Source organism: Kitasatospora sp. NE20-6 (genome assembly GCF_045862635.1).
Genome location: NZ_BPRL01000007.1, coordinates 88079 through 104755 on the forward strand (window position 1 = coordinate 88079; position 16677 = coordinate 104755).

Here is a 16677-nt window from a genome sequence, read left to right on the forward strand (position 1 = left end):
CCCACCGCCCCGCCCCCGGCGCGGGCCCGGTGGCGCCGCGCCGGGCCGCGGGTACGGGCCGCAGGGACGGCCGCGCCCGTGCGGCCTCAGCCGAGCAGCCGGTACGGCTCCGGCGGGTGCGCGGGCCGCCGTGCCGCGAGCCGGGCGGCGGACTCCTGCAGGCCGGCGGCGGTCAGCGAGCGGGGCGGCGGGGCGTCGGTGCCGAGCGACAGCCGGGGCTGGGCCCGGGCGGCGAGCAGGAAGGCGGGGCGGCGGTCCGCCGGGTCCGCGGCGGCGGGTGTGCCGGACCGGCCGCGGGCCGCGTGGGTTCCCGGGCAGGCCGGGCCCGCGGGTCCGGCGGCCTGGTAGGCGACCGTCCGCAGGCCGTCCGCGCGCAGGCCGGCCTCGGCGGCCCACAGGCCGTCGGCCACCGGACCGCCGCGGACGGCGAGCCGTCCGCCGGGAGCCAGCCGCCGGGCCGCCATGCCGAAGAACTCGCGGGTGTGCGCGCTGCGGCCGTCGTCCCCGAGCGGTGCGGGCAGGTCGGAGACGATCACGTCGTAGGGCCGTGCGCCGCCGCCGTCCGCGGCGCGGTGCAGCCAGGTCAGCGGGTCGGCCTCGACGCGCCGCACCCGGGGGTCGTCGTAGGCGTGCGCGGTGAGTTCCGCGAGGGCGGTGTCGCCGCGGACGACGCCGGTGAGCACCGGGTCGGGGTCGACCACCAGCACCTCGCGGACGCCGGTGTGCCGGAGCACCTCGCGCAGGGCCATGCCCTGGCCGCCGAGCACCAGGACCCGTCCGCCCGGGCCGCCGCCGAACGCCGGATGCACCAGGGCCTCGTGCTCGCGGTACTCGTCGGGGCCGCAGACGGCGAGCCGGCCGTCCAGGAAGACCTCCAGCGGGCGCCCTCCGCCGGGTGCGCCGCCCGCCACCACGATCTCCTCCGCGCGGCCCTGCACGGCGAGCCGCACCTGGGCGCCGTACAGCGCCTGCCGGGCGGCCCGCTCGATCGCCCCGGTGAACGCGGCGGCGACGGCCAGCACGGCCAGCACCAGCGCGCAGCACGCCCACAGCAGCAGGCGGGCGCGGGGCGCGGGCTCCTCGCGGAACAGCCAGAGCACCACGGCCGCGCCGGCCGCCGCGTTGACGGCCCCGGTGGCGAGCGCCCCGGTGGCCGGGCCGAGGGCGGGCAGCAGCAGGAACGGGAACGCCAGGCCGCCGACGAGCGCGCCCACGTAGTCGGCGGCGAAGAGGTCGGCGACGGCCCGGCCGGCGTGCTCCCGGCGGATGCGCTGGATCAGCGTCATCAGCAGCGGGATCTCCGCGCCGATGAGCAGGCCGATCAGGAAGGTGGTGCCGGTCAGGCCGACGGTGACCGCCCGCTGGCCGCCGAGCCAGGCCCAGGCGGAGTGCAGGGCCAGCACCGACAGGCCGCCGGTCAGCGCGAGCGCGCTCTCCACCAGGGCGAACGAGGCCGCTGGCCGCCGTGCCATCCGCTTCGCGAGCAGCGAGCCGAGGCCCATCGCGAAGACCATGACCGACAGCACCACGGAGGTCTGGGTGACGGAGTCGCCCAGCAGGGTCTGCCCGACGGCGACCAGCTCCAGCTCGTACACCAGGCCGCACGCGGCGCAGATGAACGCGGCCAGCAGCACCAGCGGCCGGGCCGCCCGCCGGCGCGGCCCGGGGGGTGCCGTACCGCCGCTCCACGGCCTGGTCAGCGCGTGCACGCGCGGTGCTCCGGCACGGTGGTCGAGACCCGGCTGGGCGGGCGGACCCGCCGGACGGTTGATCATGCACGAACGCTAGCGACATCGGCGCGCCACGGCCGCATCCGTCCGTCGGACACTGCGGGGGGCGTGTTTGACGGGTCGTCGGTGTGTGCGAAGCCGTTCACCCGCACGGGTCACCCGTGCGTCCCGGACCCGGCCGGGCCCTGCAGCACCAGGGACGACCGGGTGCACACCAGCCGTCCCTCCTGCGGGTAGGCGTGCCAGGTGCGCCACAGCACCCGGTGCTCCTCGCACTGCGCCACCATCGCGGTGAAGGCGCACGGGTCGCCGGGGAAGATCCCCGCGAGGCCGCGCGGATGTTCGGCCACCAGCGCCAGCAGTTCCTGGGCGCGCGCCGCGAAGGTGTGCGCCGGCAGGGCCTCGATCCGCGCGGCGAACTCGTACTCCCACCCCGCCACCCGCTCGGCGACCCGGGCCGGCAGCGGTGTCCGGCGGCCCGGCAGGCAGGCCACCGTCTCCAGGCAGTCGCCCGGGCCCGCGGCCAGCACCACCTGGTGCGAGGCGCCGAGCAGGCGCAGTTGCAGCGTGGCACCCGTCCGGCCGCCCCCGTCGGGTCCGGGGCCGTCGAAGCTGAGCTCCCGCACCGCGAGCGCGGGCAGCGGCTCGCCGCCCAGCTGCCAGGCGAGGTCGCCGGCCCGGGTGTCGGTGTAGGAGGTCTGCAGTGTGGTGAGCATGCTGGCTCCGCGTTTCGAACTCCGTAGCGCACCCCTGCCGGCAGCGTCCGACCCACCGATGGGCTGTTCGAGGCTGTGCGGTCCGGGACGCGGCCGACCGTGGAAGGAGGGATTCCGGCTGGAGACTCAGCAGCAGCGAAGCACGAATTCTCCGGTTCCGTCGGGGATTTACCCATCCGCGCCCCGCATTCACCGTTCCGGGTGCAAGCGGCGGTGCAGCTCGGTCAGTCGGGGTGTCGACTCTGCGAACCGTGTTCCCATGCACCCGCGCACGCGCCGCCCACGCCGGAGGTGCGCCCCGGCGCGCCCCCTGTTCGGCAAGCAGGTCGCGCTTGCGCGTGAGGTCGGCGCGGAGGGTGTCGAAGTAGGCGCGGGGGAGGCGCAGTGCCTCGGCGACGGCGTACTGGAACGGGCCGGCGCTCACGTAGGTGAGGTACTGCTTCGCGGTGCGGACCGCCGCGACCAGGTCGGGGCTCGCCGTCACCCAGCCGACTCCGCGTTCGTGCAGCCATTCGCGGCGGCATCACCTCGGGCCCCTGCATCAGGGAACTCGCGCCCGTAGCCGTCGGTCCTCCGGCCGCCGACCGGCTGGCACCGCGCCCAGGATCCGCTCGGCAGGTCAGCCGACCAGCACTCGCATCGTCTCGTCATTGATGAAGATCCGGCCGTACTTTCCCTCCGAGAACTGGCGCAGCAGTCCGAGGCTGACGAGCTTGTTCACCGCATTGCTCGCAGCCGGGTAGCTGACGCCGTGGCGCTCGGCTGCCCAGGTGATCGTCAGCATGGGGTAGCCGACCAAGTCATCGACGATCCGTTGCGTGACGCCCTTGGACCCCGCACGGTGCAGTGTGTCGAGCATGTTCTTCTTCAGGTCGACGAGGGTCCTGATGCGCTCGACGGCCTCCTTGGCCTGTGCGGTCACCGCATCGCAGAAGAACTGGACCCATGGCTCGAAGTCGCCGGTGGCGCTGACCTCGAACAGCTGGTCCTGGTATTCGCGGCGCCGTGCCTCCAGCCACGGGGACAGAGCGATGACGTGCAGCGCCAGCTCCCTGGCGGACATCAGCTGGAGCATCGCCACCAGCCTGCCCAGACGGCCGTTTCCGTCGTTGAAGGGGTGCAGGGTCTCGAACTGGTAGTGGCCGATCGCCATGCGTACCAGTAGGGGCATGTCCTCGCTGTCCTGGTTGATCCAGCCCTCCCATTCGAGCAGGCCGTCCCGCAGGTAGTGACCATGTGGACAGGGAACGAAGCGGGCGTTCTCGACATCGGCGGTCTTGAGACCGATGAACACATCCGTCGTGCGCATCCGGCCGGCTTGTGCCGTGTCGCTGGAGGTTCCGCGTACGAGGATGCCCTGCAGGTGCTCCAGAAAAGCAACTGTGATCGGCCGGTCCTTGACCCACTCGGTCGCTGTCTCCGCCGCGGTGACGTAGTTCTGGATCTCGGCCACTTCGGGGCTGATGCTGGAGGCATCCTCGAAGTCGGCCCTGAGGATGTCTTCCATCGCAGCGTAAGTGCCCTCGATCGCGGAGGTGCTGAGGGCTTCGCGCCGGATCGCAAGCCGGGCAAGCAGGTCCGGATTCGGGAGCTGGGAGACTGCTTGGTCGGCGCGAGCGACCATGCTCGTGGCCCGCGTGACGGCCATGTAGGTCCGCGCGCTCAGCACGACCTCGCCCGGTGGTGGTGCGGGCAGGAAGGCGTGAGTGGTGTATGCGCGCTGGTTGCGCGGATCGAATCCGCTGATCGGGATGAGCGAGCCGACGGGTGACTCGGCGAGGCGGGAGGTATCCACGAAATTCAACTGTATCGGCAAATACTTGAAAAGGTTGGCCAGGTTTTCAAGTCGGCTTGGGTGTGCTTCACATGCGTCCCGTCCCTGCCCCAGCAGGGTAGAGCCATTCGATCGGGCATGTAGGCGGGCTTGAGAACCAGGGTCTCAAACTCAAGACCGCGGAAAGAGGCTCCAGCCGTGCGTGGCGAGCCCGCGCAGCGATGCGACCTGCGCAGGCGATGCGTCCATCTGCGGGGGAGGACAGTGTGCCGCCGTGGGGTTCTCGCTCCACTGCCACTCGCTCGGTCGTGCCGTGCCGGTTCAGGTCCCCAGGCGCTGCAGACGGCTGGCGGCTTCCTCCAGCACCTCTGTCTTCTTGCAGAAGGCGAAGCGCACCAGGCTCCGGCCGGCCTCGGTGTCGTCGTAGAACACGACGTTGGGGATGGCCACCACACCGCAGCGGGCGGGGAGGGAACGGCAGAACTCCAGGCCGTCCTTCTCGCCGAGGGGCGTGATGTCGGTGGTGATGAAGTAGGTGCCCTCCGGTCGGAAGACCCGGAAGCCGGCCGCCTCCAGTCCGTCGGCGAGCAGGTCGCGCTTGTGCGCGAGGTCGGCGCGGAGGGTGTCGAAGTAGGCGCGGGGGAGGCGCAGCGCCTCGGCGACGGCGTACTGGAACGGGCCGGCGCTCACGTAGGTGAGGTACTGCTTGGCCGTGCGGACCGCCGCGACCAGGGCGGGGCTCGCCGTGACCCAGCCGACCTTCCAGCCGGTGAAGGAGAAGGTCTTGCCGGCGGAGGAGATCGAGACGGTGCGCTCCCGCATGCCGGGCAGGGCGGCGATCGGGTGGTGGGCGCCGGTGTACACGAGGTGCTCGTAGACCTCGTCGGCGACGACCAGCAGGTCGTGCTCGACGGCGAGCGCGGCGATGCCGGCGAGCTCCTCCGCGCTGAGCACGGTGCCGGTCGGGTTGTGCGGGGTGTTGATCAGGAGCAGGCGGGTGCGCGGGGTGATCAGCGCACGGAGTTCGTCGAGGTCCGGGCGGAACGACGGCGCCCGGAGGGTGAGCGGCACGCGGACGGCGCCGGCCATGGCGATGCAGGCGGCGTACGAGTCGTAGAACGGCTCGAAGGCGATCACCTCGTCGCCGGGCTCCAGCAGGGCGAGCAGGGCGGCGGCGATGGCCTCGGTGGCGCCGGCCGTGACGAGCACCTCGGTGTCTGGGTCGTAGGCGAGGCCGTGGAAGCGCTGCTGGTGCTCGGCGACGGCGGTGCGCAGCTCGGGGATGCCGGGGCCGGGCGGGTACTGGTTGCCGTGGCCGTCGAGGACGGCCCGGGCGGCGGCCTCGGCGATCTCGCGCGGCCCGTCGGTGTCCGGGAAGCCCTGGCCGAGGTTGATCGAGCCGGTGGCCGTGGCGAGGGCGGACATCTCGGCGAAGATCGTCGTGCCGAGGCCCTCCAGGCGGCGGTTGAGCAGCGGCCGGGCGTCCATGGGCGTCTCCAGGGTCTCGACGGATGGGCCCACGGTAGTGCTGCCGCGCGTCCGCGGTCACCCGTCCGCGGGGAGGCCACCGGACGGCGGACGGTCGACGGGCCCGCCCCCGTCGGCGGGGGCGGGCCCGTTCAGGGTCACGCGGGGCTCAGGACTCGTCGCCCTCGGGGGCGTCGCCGCCCTCCTCGTCCTCGATCTCGCTCTGCAGGCCGAGGCGCTCGACGATCCACTGCTCGAAGCCGACCGAGGCCTGCGTCCAGTTGGCGGTGGTGGTGACGAAGTACTCCAGGCTGACACCGGTGCCGATGATCATCTGGGACTCGCCGATCAGGCGGACCACGCCGTCCTCGTGCGTGTGGGTGTAGACCTTCGGCCAGAGGGTCTCGCGGTTCCACTCGTCGATGAGGTCGAGGATCTCGCCCTTCTTCTCGAGCGGGTAGGAGCGGTCGTAGAAGGCGCGGACCGCGAAGAGCTCCTTGTTGTCACCGCGGAACATGTAGTAGACGCGGAAGCCCTCCCACGGAGCCGTGAGGTCGCCCTCCTCGTCGACCACGTGCTTCAGCTGCATCTGGTCGAGCAGCTGGGCCACCAGGTTCTGGTCCGGCACGACCACCGGCGGCGGGCCGGCGGGCGAGCCGCCGGGCTGGCCGCCCGCGGGCTGCGCGCCGAACGACGGGATGGACGACGGGTCGATGCTCATGGTGGTCCTCAATCTCACAGCACGGGGTGGTCGGCAATGAGAGGCCGCCCTTGCATGTCCCATCCTGCCTCATCCCGGCGCCATGGCACAGGGTGTCCCGGGCCGGGCCGCGGAAGGCCGCGCCGGAGCGCCGCGGGGCGGGCCGGACGTGCCGGGCCGGTCGGCGGCCGGCGGTCGGCGGGGGCGGCGGCCCGGCTCCTGCGCCGGTCGTTCTCCCAGGTCCGCGGGCGCGCGGGGCGGTGGTGCAGTACAGCAGATCGCCGCCCGTGCGACAAGGTGCACGGCGGGGGCGGACAGGCCCGCGGGCCTGTCCGCCCCCGCCCGTCGGTCACTTCGTGAGCGGGGTCCGCGTGCCGACCGAGAGCCGGTCGTGCACCTCGTCCCGGTCGACGACCACGGTGTCGCCGTCGTGCACCCGGCCGGAGAGGATCTCCTTCGCCAGCTGGTCGCCGATGGCCGACTGCACCAGCCGCCGCAGCGGCCGTGCACCGTACGCGGGGTCGTAGCCGGTGAGCGCCAGCCAGTCGCGGGCGGCCTCCGTGACCTCCAGGGTGAGCCGGCGGTCGCGCAGCCGGCCGGCGAGCCTGGAGACCTGCAGGTCGACGATGCGGCTCAGCTCGGCGGTGCCCAGCGGCTCGAAGACCACGATGTCGTCGAGCCGGTTGAGGAATTCGGGCTTGAAGGCGGAGCGCACCGCCTCCAGCACGAGCTCCTTCTTCCGCTCCTCCGGGGTGGCCGGGTCGACGAGGTACTGGCTGCCCAGGTTGGAGGTCAGGAGGAGGATCGTGTTGCGGAAGTCCACGGTGCGGCCCTGGCCGTCGGTGAGCCGGCCGTCGTCCAGCACCTGGAGCAGCACGTCGAAGACCTCCGGGTGGGCCTTCTCGACCTCGTCGAGCAGCACGACGCTGTACGGGCGGCGCCGGACGGCCTCGGTGAGCTGGCCGCCCTCCTCGTAGCCGACGTACCCGGGCGGGGCGCCGACCAGCCGCGAGACGGAGTGCTTCTCGCCGTACTCGCTCATGTCGATGCGGACCATCGCCCGCTCGTCGTCGAAGAGGAAGTCGGCCAGCGCCTTGGCGAGTTCGGTCTTGCCGACACCGGTGGGGCCGAGGAAGAGGAAGGAACCGGTCGGGCGGTCCGGGTCGGCGATGCCGGAACGCGTCCGGCGCACCGCGTCGGACACCGCCCGGACGGCCTCGGCCTGGCCGATCAGGCGGCGGCCGATCTCGTCCTCCATGCGCAGCAGTTTGGCGCTCTCGCCCTCCAGCAGCCGGCCGGCCGGGATGCCCGTCCAGGAGCCGACCACGTCGGCGATGTCGTCCGGGCCGACCTGCTCCTTGACCATGGTGGCGTTCGGCGCGTCGGCGGCCCGGTCCTGGGCCTCGGCGAGTTCGCGTTCCGCGGCCGGGACCTCGGCGTACATCAGCTTGGAGGCCCGCTCGAAGTCGCCGTCGCGCTGGGCGCGTTCGAGGGCGCCGTGGAGGTCGTCGAGGCGTTCCTTGAGCTCGCCGACCCGGTTGAGCGACTTCTTCTCCTGCTCCCAGCGGGCCGTGAGCACGCTCAGGTGCTCCTGCTTGTCGGCGAGATCGCGGCGCAGCCGGGCGAGCCGGTCGACCGACGCGGGGTCGGACTCCTTCTCCAGCGCGAGCTCCTCCATCCTCAGCCGGTCGACGGCGCGCTGGAGTTCGTCGATCTCGACCGGCGAGGAGTCGATCTCCATGCGCAGCCGGGAGGCGGCCTCGTCGACGAGGTCGATCGCCTTGTCGGGCAGGAAGCGGGCGGTGATGTAGCGGTTGGAGAGGGTGGCGGCGGCGACCAGCGCGGCGTCCGAGATCTCGACCTTGTGGTGCGCCTCGTAGCGGCCCTTGAGGCCGCGCAGGATGGCGATGGTGTCCTCGACCGAGGGCTCGCCGACCAGCACCTGCTGGAAGCGGCGCTCCAGCGCCGGGTCCTTCTCGATGTGCTCGCGGTACTCGTCGAGGGTGGTGGCGCCGACCATGCGCAGTTCGCCGCGGGCGAGCATCGGCTTGAGCATGTTGCCGGCGTCCATCGCGGAGTCGCCGCCCGCGCCCGCGCCGACCATGGTGTGCAGCTCGTCGATGAAGGTGACGACCTGCCCGTCGCTGTCCTTGATGTCGGTGAGGACGGCCTTCAGGCGCTCCTCGAACTCGCCGCGGAACTTCGCGCCCGCGACCATCGCCGAGAGGTCCAGCGCGACCAGCCGCTTGCCGCGCAGCGACTCCGGGACGTCGCCCGCGACGATGCGCTGCGCCAGCCCTTCGACGACGGCGGTTTTGCCGACGCCGGGCTCGCCGATCAGCACCGGGTTGTTCTTCGTCCTGCGGGAGAGCACCTGGACGACCCGGCGGATCTCGGTGTCGCGTCCGATCACCGGGTCGAGCTTGCCGTCGCGGGCCGCCTGGGTGAGGTCGGTGCCGTACTTCTCCAGCGCCTTGTAGGTGCCCTCCGGGTCGGCGGAGGTCACCTTCGCGCTGCCGCGGACGTCCTTGAACGCCGCGAGGAGCGCCTTCGGGGTGGCGCCCTGCTGCACGAGCAGGTCGGCGACGGCGCCGCCCTCGGCGGCGAGGCCGACCGTCAGGTGCTCGGTGGAGAGGTACTGGTCGTCGAGGTCGGCGGCGCGCCGCCCGGCCTCCTCCAGCACCGCGAGGGTGTCGCGGGCGAGCTGGGGCGCGGCGACCGTGGAGCCCTGGGCGGCGGGCAGGGCGGCGGCCTGCTGCCGGGCGGCGGCGAGGGTGCGCGCGGTGTCCGCGCCGACCGCCTCCAGGAGCGGGCGGGCGATGCCGTCGGGCTGCTCCAGCAGGGCCAGCAGGATGTGCACCGGCTTGACGTCCGGGTTTCCTGCGGCGCTGGCCTTGCGGATCGCGGCGGACAGGGCGTCCTGGGTCCTGCTGGTGAACTTTCCTGCATCCACGGCTGAGGGGCTCCTCTCGTGCGGTCGTCAGTGTCGGGTACCCGCGGTACGGGTTGCCTTGTTCAGCATTCGGTAAGTTGAGTCTATTCCGCTCAACTTTCCGAGTCCAGCGGATCCGGGGTGCGGCACCCGCTGTTCACCCGGGCCGCACGGGCTCCCGGGTCAGCCCCAGCAGCAGCCGGGCCGGGCCGGCCGGGCGGCGCCCCACCGGCCACACCGCGCGCAGCGGCCGCTGCAGGTCGAGACCCTCCACCCGCACCTCCACCAGACGGCGCGTCGACAGCTCCTCCACCACCGCGAGCTCGGAGAGGCAGACCGGTCCGGCGCCCGTCATCGCCGCCGCCTTGAGCGCCGTCGACGAGGCCAGCTCCAGCCGCGGAGGCGCCGTCCCGCCGTACGGCGCCAGGGCCCGGTCGAGCACGTCGCGGGTGCCCGAGCCGTGCTCGCGGAGCACCAGCGGGGTGGCCGCCAGCTCCGCCGCGGTCAGCGGTGCCCGGCGCCGCGCCCAGGGGTGCTCCGGCGCGACGACGACCACCAGCCGGTCGGACGCCACCACCGCCCCCGCGAGCCCGGCCGGCGCGCCGGGGCCCTCGACGAAGCCGAGGTCCGCGTCCCCGGCCAGCACGTGCGCCGCGACATCGGCCGAGTTGGCCGTCCGCAGGGTCACCGCCGTCTCCGGGCTCACCCGGTTCAGCGCCAGCAGCCAGCCCGGCATCAGGTACTCCGCCACCGTCAGGCTCGCCACCACCACCAGCCGGGCGTCCCTCCGGCCGCGCAGCGCGTCGATGCCCGCGTCCAGCGCCTGCGCCGCCTCCACCACGCCGCGCGCCCACCCGACCACCAGCAGACCGGCCTCGGTCGGCCGCGAACCCCGCGGCGAGCGCTCCAGCAGCCCCACCCCGATCTGCCGCTCCATGCCGCGGATGCGGGCGCTCGCCGCCGGCTGGCTCACCCCGAGCTCCGCCGCCGCACGCCCCACGCTGCCCAGCCGGTCGACCGCCAGCAGCAGTTCCAGGGCGCGGATGTCGGGAACCCGCGGGGAGAGAGACATACAGGCAGGTTATGTCCCCATAGGCCGGGCGCCGCTACCGCCCGTCCGGGCCCGCGGCCAGGCTGGTGCCATGCCCGCGTCCGCCCCGGCCCCCTCCGCCGCCCCGGCCCCCTCCGCCGCCCCGCCCACCGCCGTCCGGCCCGCCGTGCCGGAGGTCCCGGCAGCCTCCGCCGTCCCCGCCGGTGCCGCGCCCCCGCCGTCCGGCCGGTCCGGACCGCACGCATCCCGCCGGCCGCTCGGTCCGCCCGGGCCGAACTGGTACGCCGCCGTCATGGGCACCGCGATCGTCGCCACCGGCGCCGCCGCCGTCCGGCCGCGCGTGCCGGGCGCACCCGGCCTCGTCGGCCTCGCCGAGGTCGCCTGGCTGCTCGCCGTCCTCGCCCTGGCGGCCCTGGGTACGGCCTCCGCCGTCCGGCTGCTGCACCGCCGCCGGGGTCCGCGGCCCGCCCGCGACCCCGCCGCGGCCGTGTTCCACGGCTGCCCGCCGATGGCGCTGATCTCCGTCGGGTCCGCCACCCTGTCCGTCGGCGCGCGGCTGGTCGGCACCGGTCCGGCGGCCGCCGCGGGCCTCGCGCTGTGGACGGTCGGCACGCTCCACGCGCTGGCGGTCGCCGCGGCCGTGCCGTACCTGATGATCACCCGCCGGGCGCCCGGCGCCCCGGTGCGGGCCGACCCGACCTGGCTGCTGCCCGTGGTGGCCCCCTTGGTGGCCGCGGCGGCGGGCCCGGCGCTGCTCCCGCACCTGCCGGCGGCCTGGCGGCCGACGGCGCTGCTGGGCTGCTGCGGGCTGTTCGGCGCCGGGCTGCTGGGGGTCCTGCTCGTGCTGCCCGCGGTCGTCGGCGGGCTGTGGCAGGGCGGTCTGCCGCAGGGGCTCACGCCGTCGCTGTTCCTCGTGCTCGGCCCGCTGGGGCAGTCCGCGACCGCGGCCGGCGCCCTGGCCGACGTCGTGGGCCCCGCGGCGGCCGGGCCCGCCCGCCGCCTCTCGGTGGCGTACGGGGTGGCGGTGCTGGGCTTCGCGCTGCTGTGGCTGTGCGTGGCGGGCGGGGCCAACCTGCGGGCCGTCCGGGCGGGGATGCCGTTCGCCATGACGTGGTGGGCCTGGACCTTCCCGGTGGGCACGCTGGTCACCGGCACCGCCGCGCTGGCCCGGCACACCGGTCTCGCGGCCTTCACCGGGGCGGCCGTGCTGCTGTACGTCCTCCTGCTCGCCGCCTGGGGCGTCGCCGGGACGCGCACCCTCGCCGCCCTCGCGGTGACCGGCGTCCGGCGCTGACCGCGCCGGGTGCCGGGGGGAACGCCGGCATCCGGTTCGCCGCCCCTGCACCGACCGGCCTTCCGGTCGGTGCGGAAATGTGGCGAAGGACACACCCGGCGGGGTGCCGGGCTTTCCCGCGCCGGCCTTCCGTCCGCAGGGGGTCGGCGGAATGCGGGCCGCCGGGGGGAATTCGGCCGCGGGGCGCGTGCCGATTCCGCCGGGCCTCGCCGCCGGGCCCCGGAAGGCCCCGGCGTGCCGGGCATCGTCGCAGGTCGGGGCGGTTCGGATGGGTGTGCCGGTCCGCGCGGCCGGACGGGCACGGGAGCATCTCTCCGGCCGTCGGCCGGATTTCCGGGGAGGGGGGGCTCCGAAATGTGGAGGGCCTGAGGTCGTCGAATGGACGTTTGGTAGGTGGCGCACCCCGGCCGGACACCCGGAACTCCTGCGCCGGGACATTTCGGAGCCCTTCCCCGCGGCGCCTGGTTTGCGCGTTCCTGCACTTGCGGAAACCTGCAGCCGGTGGCCACTTGTGACCCGGCCGTCACGCTGTGAGGGTGGAGCTACGCCAGCCGTCCGGGCAACCGCAGCCCGATGACGGCGACTTGCTCTTCAGTGTGGGTGGCGGTGCGTCCGCACCACCACCACGGGGGGAAGAGCGCCGGCCGGGACGCCATGTGTGGTGATGGCCCCCGGAACCGGATCCGGCGAGGCGTTGCTGCTCCGCCTCGCCGGAAGCGCCATCGGCATCGGCGTGTCACGACGGGCCCCCGGGTCCGGCGCGCATCTGCGCGTCGGACCGGGGGCGCGTCAAACCGGGGTACCGAAGCTCTCCCGATCCGAACTTGTTGAGATCATGATCCGACACCGAGGGGAAAGTTCGGCAGGGAGAGTGCGAGGTGGCTGCGGAACCGATGGCCGACCGTGGCGCCGGTCTGCCCGACGAGGCAGGGCGCGAGCTCTATCTGGCCGTCCTGGCCCAGGGCGGCCGCATTCCGCTGTCCGCCGTCGGCCCGGCCGACCACGAGGCCGTCGACCAGCTCGTCGCCCTCGGCCTGCTCATCCCCAACCTGATCGACGGCGCCTACGTCGCCGTCAGCCCCCGCGCCGTCGGGGAACGCATCGGCTCGGAGATGCGCTCGGCCGCGGCCGACCTGCTCTCCCGCGCGGAACGCCTCCCCACCGCGCTCGACCCGCTCACCCGCGCGTACGAGGCCCTGCCCCGGCACAGCGACGACCCGCAGCGCGCCACCTACGTCGACGGCCGCGACCGCATCCGGCACCGCATCGCCGAGCTCGTCTCCGAGTGCAAGCAGGAGCTGCTCACCGCCCAGCCGGGCCCCCGGCAGCCCGCCACCATCACGCTGGCCCGCTTCCAGGACCTGGCGCTCGTCCAGCGCGGCGCCCGGATGCGCACCCTCTACCAGCCGTCCGTCCTCGGCGAGCCCTGGACGATCGGCTACGCCGCCGAGCTCACCGGCGAGGGGGCCGGCCTGCGCATCCTCGACGAGTCCTTCGAGCGGATGCTGATCATCGACCGGTCCGTCGCGGTGGTCCCCGCCGCGGACGACTACAGCCGGGCCGCCTTCATCTCGGACCCGGCCGCCGTCGCCTTCCTCGTGAAGATCTTCGAACGGGACTGGGCCCGGGCCGACGTCGTCCAGTGGGCCGAGGTCGACGTCCCCGGTGTCTCCGCCTCCGTCGGCAACAGGGTCGGCCGCCTGCTGGCGCAGGGCCTCACGCAGCGCGCCGTCGCCACCCGCCTCGGGCTGAGCGAGCGCACCGTGGCGGCCCACATCTCCCGCCTCCGCGACCGGTACGGCGCCCGGACGCTGTTCCAGCTCGGCTGGCTGATGCGCGGGAGCCGCCATGACTGAGCACCCGGCCGGCGGGACGTTCCCCCCGCTGCCCGACGAAGGGGCCCGGCAGCTCTACCAGCGCCTGCTCGACGAGGGCGGCCGCGTCCCCGCCGACTCCGTCCCCGCCGACGACCGGGCGGCCCTCGACCGGCTCCTGCTGGTCGGGCTCGTGACCCGGACGGAGGGCTCGTACTGCGTGGTCAGCCCGCGGGCCGTCAGCGGCAGGCTCGGCGACGAGCTCCGGACCGCCGCCACCCGCCTGCTCGTCCGGGCGGAGAGCCTGCCGGAGATGCTCGACGGGCTCACCAAGGCCTACGACGGCGCCCTGCCCCGGCCCGAGCCCTCGTCGGGGGGAGGCTTCCAGGTCGTCGGGCGGGAGCAGATCCGCCAGCAGATCGTCCGGCTCGCCAACGACTGCCGGGACGAGATCCTCACCGCGCAGCCCGGTCCCCGGCCGGCCGAGACGCTCGCCCAGGCGCTCCGGGTGGAGCGGCCCGTCCTGGAACGCGGCTGCCGCATGCGCACGCTCTACCAGCCCTCGGCGCTGACCGAGCCGGCGGCCGTCGCGTACGCCACGGCCGTCACGGCCCTCGGGGCGCGTGCCAGGGTCCTCGACGCGCCGTTCCAGCGGATGCTCGCCTTCGACCGCAGCACGGCCGTCATCTCGGCCGCCGACGACCACGGAGCGGCGGTCGTCGTCACGGACATCGCGGTGGTCGCCTACCTGGTCGCCGTGTTCGAGCGCGACTGGGCCGGTGCCGACGTCGTCCAGTGGGCCGACCTCGGCCGCCCGCACCGCAGCCCCTCCGCGGCGGGCGAGCGGGTCGGCCGCCTGCTGGCGCAGGGCCTCACGCAGCGCGCCGTCGCCACCCGGCTCGGGCTGAGCGAGCGCACCGTGGCCGGCCACATCTCCCAGCTCCGCGACCGGTACGGCGCCCGCACGCTGTTCCAGCTCGGCTGGCTGATGCGCGGGAGCCGCCGTGACTGACCCCGCCGGTGCCGTCCCCGCCGAATTCACCGCCGGACGCGGGGCGTGGATTCACGCAATCCGCGCGGGGGAGCGGTGGATTCCGAATTCCGGGAGCCCTTCGACGGCTTTTCCCGCGGTCGGAGGGCGTTTTTCGGCGGCCATTGCCGGTGATTCCGTGGAAACCGCGGCGCGGGGCGCGGCCGTGGTGCCCGGCACCGGTGGCCCGGGAGCCGCGCGGCCGCCGCACGCAGGGGGGCGGCGGTGAGCGGCCCGCCCCTGGACGAGGCGCTGGCCCCGATGCCGGACGACGCCGAGCAGGCGCTGTACCTCCGGCTGCTCGCCGACGGCGGCCGGCTGCGGGCCGACGCCGTCCAGGCCGACGACCGGCCCGTGCTCGACCGGCTCGTCCGCGTCGGGCTGGTCACCCGCACCGACGACTCCTACGCCGCCGTCAGCCCGCGCGCCCTGAGCGGCCGCCTCGGCGCCGAACTCCGCTCCCGGGCCACCCGGCTGCTGGTCCGCGCGGAGAGCCTGCCCGACCTGCTCGGCGGCCTCACCCAGGCGTACGACACCGCGCTGCCCGCCCCGGCCCCGGCCGGACCGGTGGAGGTGCTGCACGACCGCGCGGAGATCCAGCACCGCATCGCCCGGCTGCTGTCGGAGAGCCGGCACGAGATGCTGACCGCGCAGCCCGACCCGCGACCGGAGGCCGGCCTGCGCCTCGCCCTGCAGCAGGACCTGCCGTTCCTGCGGCGCGGTGGCGGCATCCGCACGCTGTACCGGGCCACCGCCCTCGACGAGCCCGGCACCGTGGCCTACGCCGCGGAGGTCACCCGGCACGGCGGCCAGGTGAGGATCCTCGACGAGCCGTTCCGCCGGATGCTCGTCTTCGACCGGCACACCGCCGTCATCCAGGCGGGCCCGGACCGCTTCAGTGCGGCGTTCGTCAGCGAGCCGGCGATGGTCGACCACCTGGTCTCCTCCTTCGAGCGCGACTGGCGGCACGCCGAGGCGGTGGGCTGGGCGGGGCCCGACCCGGCCGGCGGGGTGCCCGAGCGCATCGGCCGCCTGCTGGCGCAGGGCCTGACGCAGCGTTCCGTGGCGACCCGGCTCGGGCTGAGCGAGCGCACCGTGGCCGCCCACATCGCGCGCCTGCGCGACCGGTACGGCGCCCGCACGCTGTTCCAGCTGGGCTGGCTGATGCGCGGGGGCCGGCGCGACTGAGGGCACCGGCCCGGTGCTCCCGGACGGCGGGGAGCGTCACCGCCGTCCTGGGGCTGCCGGGGACCGGGCGGCCCGTACGCCTGCCGGCAGGTGCGGGTGCGGGAGCCGGAGCCGGAGCAACGGGCCGGCCGTGCGGTGACGGGGTACATCTCACGCCTTCGGGAGATGTACGGCGCCGACGCGTTCTTCCGGCCCGGCCGGTGGTTGCGCGGGAACGGGGGTGGTCCCACGCGGGGTGGTCCGGCGTCAGCCGGTGGCGATCTCCGAGGACCAGAAGCCGAACGAGTCACCGCTCGACTGCCGGGGCATCGGGAACTGCTCGCCGGGAGCCGTCCAGAAGCCCTCGCGCAGCGACAGGGCCATGCCCGCCCAGTCCAGCGCGGTCTCCACGGTGTGCTGCAGGGCGTCCTGCGACCAGGTGTCGTCGAAGACGAGCGGCAGCACCGGCGCGACCTGCTCGATCGTCGCGATCAGCGGGTTGTGGGTGATCGCCTCGTCGACGAGCAGCACGATCGGCTTGCGCAGCGCCGACGCCCAGCCGAGTTCGAGGCTCACGCCCGCCGACAGCGGTGCGCCGATGTAGGCGAAGACCAGGTCCGAGGTCTGCAGCGCACGGAAGTCGGACGGCACGCGCGGCTCGGGGGACCGGCCGGCCACCGTCCAGGCGTCGCTGTGGTGGGCGCTGTACACGGCCGCGCCGCTGCGGAGGAGGGTGCTCCGCAGTGTCGTGAGGCGGGTACGGCTGGCCATGGTGACGACACTGTCCGCCGGTCCGGTCAGCCGCATCAGCGGCGCGGCCAGGAAGACCCGTGCACGTCGGCCCTCGGGGGATTGGGCGGTCCGATGGCGCAGGTAGGGCTCACTCATGACGACTCCGGGGGAAAGGCCGACCGAAGGAGCATCGGGATCTCTGTGGGCGGCGGGGATCTTTGCTGGTAGATCGGGTCATTCGTGCATTGCGGAGCGCGGTGCCGAATTCTT

Annotated in this window: 12 protein-coding genes and 1 pseudogene; 4 read left to right on the forward strand and 9 right to left on the reverse strand. The window is 74.4% G+C overall.

Features of this window, described 5'->3' with window-relative positions; translation table 11 throughout:
* Positions 1-86 precede the first annotated feature (86 nt).
* The 8 genes and pseudogenes from SNE206_RS08760 to SNE206_RS08795 all read right to left on the reverse strand — a co-directional run bounded on the left by SNE206_RS08760 (position 87) and on the right by SNE206_RS08795 (position 10391).
* Positions 87-1775 (reverse strand): spermidine synthase, encoded by a 1689-nt coding sequence (locus SNE206_RS08760; RefSeq protein ID WP_407912811.1) that lies wholly within the window; start codon positions 1773-1775, stop codon positions 87-89.
* A gap of 110 nt (positions 1776-1885) precedes the next feature.
* Positions 1886-2446, reverse strand: a complete 561-nt coding sequence (locus tag SNE206_RS08765) for a DUF2617 family protein (protein ID WP_407912812.1) — start codon at positions 2444-2446, stop codon at positions 1886-1888.
* 295 nt (positions 2447-2741) lie between these two features.
* Positions 2742-2939 (reverse strand): annotated as a pseudogene (locus SNE206_RS08770) (aminotransferase); the annotation flags it as partial.
* A 126-nt stretch (positions 2940-3065) separates the two neighbouring features.
* Positions 3066-4241 (reverse strand): Fic family protein, encoded by a 1176-nt coding sequence (locus tag SNE206_RS08775; RefSeq protein WP_407912813.1) that lies wholly within the window; start codon positions 4239-4241, stop codon positions 3066-3068.
* Positions 4242-4541: 300 nt separating this feature from the next.
* Complete coding sequence (locus tag SNE206_RS08780; protein ID WP_407912814.1) at positions 4542-5708, reverse strand: pyridoxal phosphate-dependent aminotransferase; 1167 nt, start codon at positions 5706-5708, stop codon at positions 4542-4544.
* A gap of 148 nt (positions 5709-5856) precedes the next feature.
* Positions 5857-6408 (reverse strand): YbjN domain-containing protein, encoded by a 552-nt coding sequence (locus tag SNE206_RS08785; protein WP_405012421.1) that lies wholly within the window; start codon positions 6406-6408, stop codon positions 5857-5859.
* Positions 6409-6736: 328 nt separating this feature from the next.
* A complete protein-coding gene (clpB, locus tag SNE206_RS08790; RefSeq protein ID WP_407912815.1) occupies positions 6737-9340 on the reverse strand; it encodes an ATP-dependent chaperone ClpB in 2604 nt (867 codons plus the stop codon).
* Positions 9341-9476: 136 nt separating this feature from the next.
* Positions 9477-10391 carry a LysR family transcriptional regulator gene (locus SNE206_RS08795; RefSeq protein ID WP_407912816.1) on the reverse strand — a complete coding sequence of 305 codons (915 nt, stop codon included), beginning with the start codon at positions 10389-10391 and terminating at the stop codon, positions 9477-9479.
* Positions 10392-10461: 70 nt separating this feature from the next.
* On the opposite strand from SNE206_RS08795, the gene SNE206_RS08800 reads away from it, so the two are divergent.
* From SNE206_RS08800 to SNE206_RS08815, 4 genes are all read left to right on the forward strand, one after another.
* A complete protein-coding gene (locus tag SNE206_RS08800; RefSeq protein WP_407912817.1) occupies positions 10462-11664 on the forward strand; it encodes a C4-dicarboxylate ABC transporter in 1203 nt (400 codons plus the stop codon).
* A gap of 878 nt (positions 11665-12542) precedes the next feature.
* Positions 12543-13520 carry a LuxR C-terminal-related transcriptional regulator gene (locus SNE206_RS08805; protein ID WP_407912818.1) on the forward strand — a complete coding sequence of 326 codons (978 nt, stop codon included), beginning with the start codon at positions 12543-12545 and terminating at the stop codon, positions 13518-13520.
* A complete protein-coding gene (locus tag SNE206_RS08810) occupies positions 13513-14490 on the forward strand; it encodes a LuxR C-terminal-related transcriptional regulator (protein ID WP_407912819.1) in 978 nt (325 codons plus the stop codon). Before SNE206_RS08805 ends, SNE206_RS08810 begins: the two co-directional genes overlap by 8 nt.
* Before the next feature lie 243 nt (positions 14491-14733).
* Entirely contained in the window at positions 14734-15696 is a 963-nt protein-coding gene (locus SNE206_RS08815; RefSeq protein WP_407912820.1) for a LuxR C-terminal-related transcriptional regulator, read from the forward strand.
* Positions 15697-15942: 246 nt separating this feature from the next.
* On the opposite strand, the gene SNE206_RS08820 is transcribed toward SNE206_RS08815, so the two are convergent.
* Entirely contained in the window at positions 15943-16563 is a 621-nt protein-coding gene (locus SNE206_RS08820; protein WP_405012428.1) for a hypothetical protein, read from the reverse strand.
* Positions 16564-16677 lie beyond the last annotated feature (114 nt).

Bases quoted from the DNA above. Each gene is read 5' to 3' on its own strand.
- SNE206_RS08800 (WP_407912817.1), top strand. From the start codon at position 10,462: ATGCCCGCGTCCGCCCCGGCCCCCTCCGCCGCCCCGGCCCCCTCCGCC.
- SNE206_RS08760 (WP_407912811.1), bottom strand. From the start codon at position 1,775: ATGATCAACCGTCCGGCGGGTCCGCCCGCCCAGCCGGGTCTCGACCAC.
- SNE206_RS08780 (WP_407912814.1), bottom strand. From the start codon at position 5,708: ATGGACGCCCGGCCGCTGCTCAACCGCCGCCTGGAGGGCCTCGGCACG.
- SNE206_RS08795 (WP_407912816.1), bottom strand. From the start codon at position 10,391: ATGTCTCTCTCCCCGCGGGTTCCCGACATCCGCGCCCTGGAACTGCTG.
- SNE206_RS08785 (WP_405012421.1), bottom strand. From the start codon at position 6,408: ATGAGCATCGACCCGTCGTCCATCCCGTCGTTCGGCGCGCAGCCCGCG.
- SNE206_RS08810 (WP_407912819.1), top strand. From the start codon at position 13,513: ATGACTGAGCACCCGGCCGGCGGGACGTTCCCCCCGCTGCCCGACGAA.
- SNE206_RS08765 (WP_407912812.1), bottom strand. From the start codon at position 2,446: ATGCTCACCACACTGCAGACCTCCTACACCGACACCCGGGCCGGCGAC.
- SNE206_RS08820 (WP_405012428.1), bottom strand. From the start codon at position 16,563: ATGAGTGAGCCCTACCTGCGCCATCGGACCGCCCAATCCCCCGAGGGC.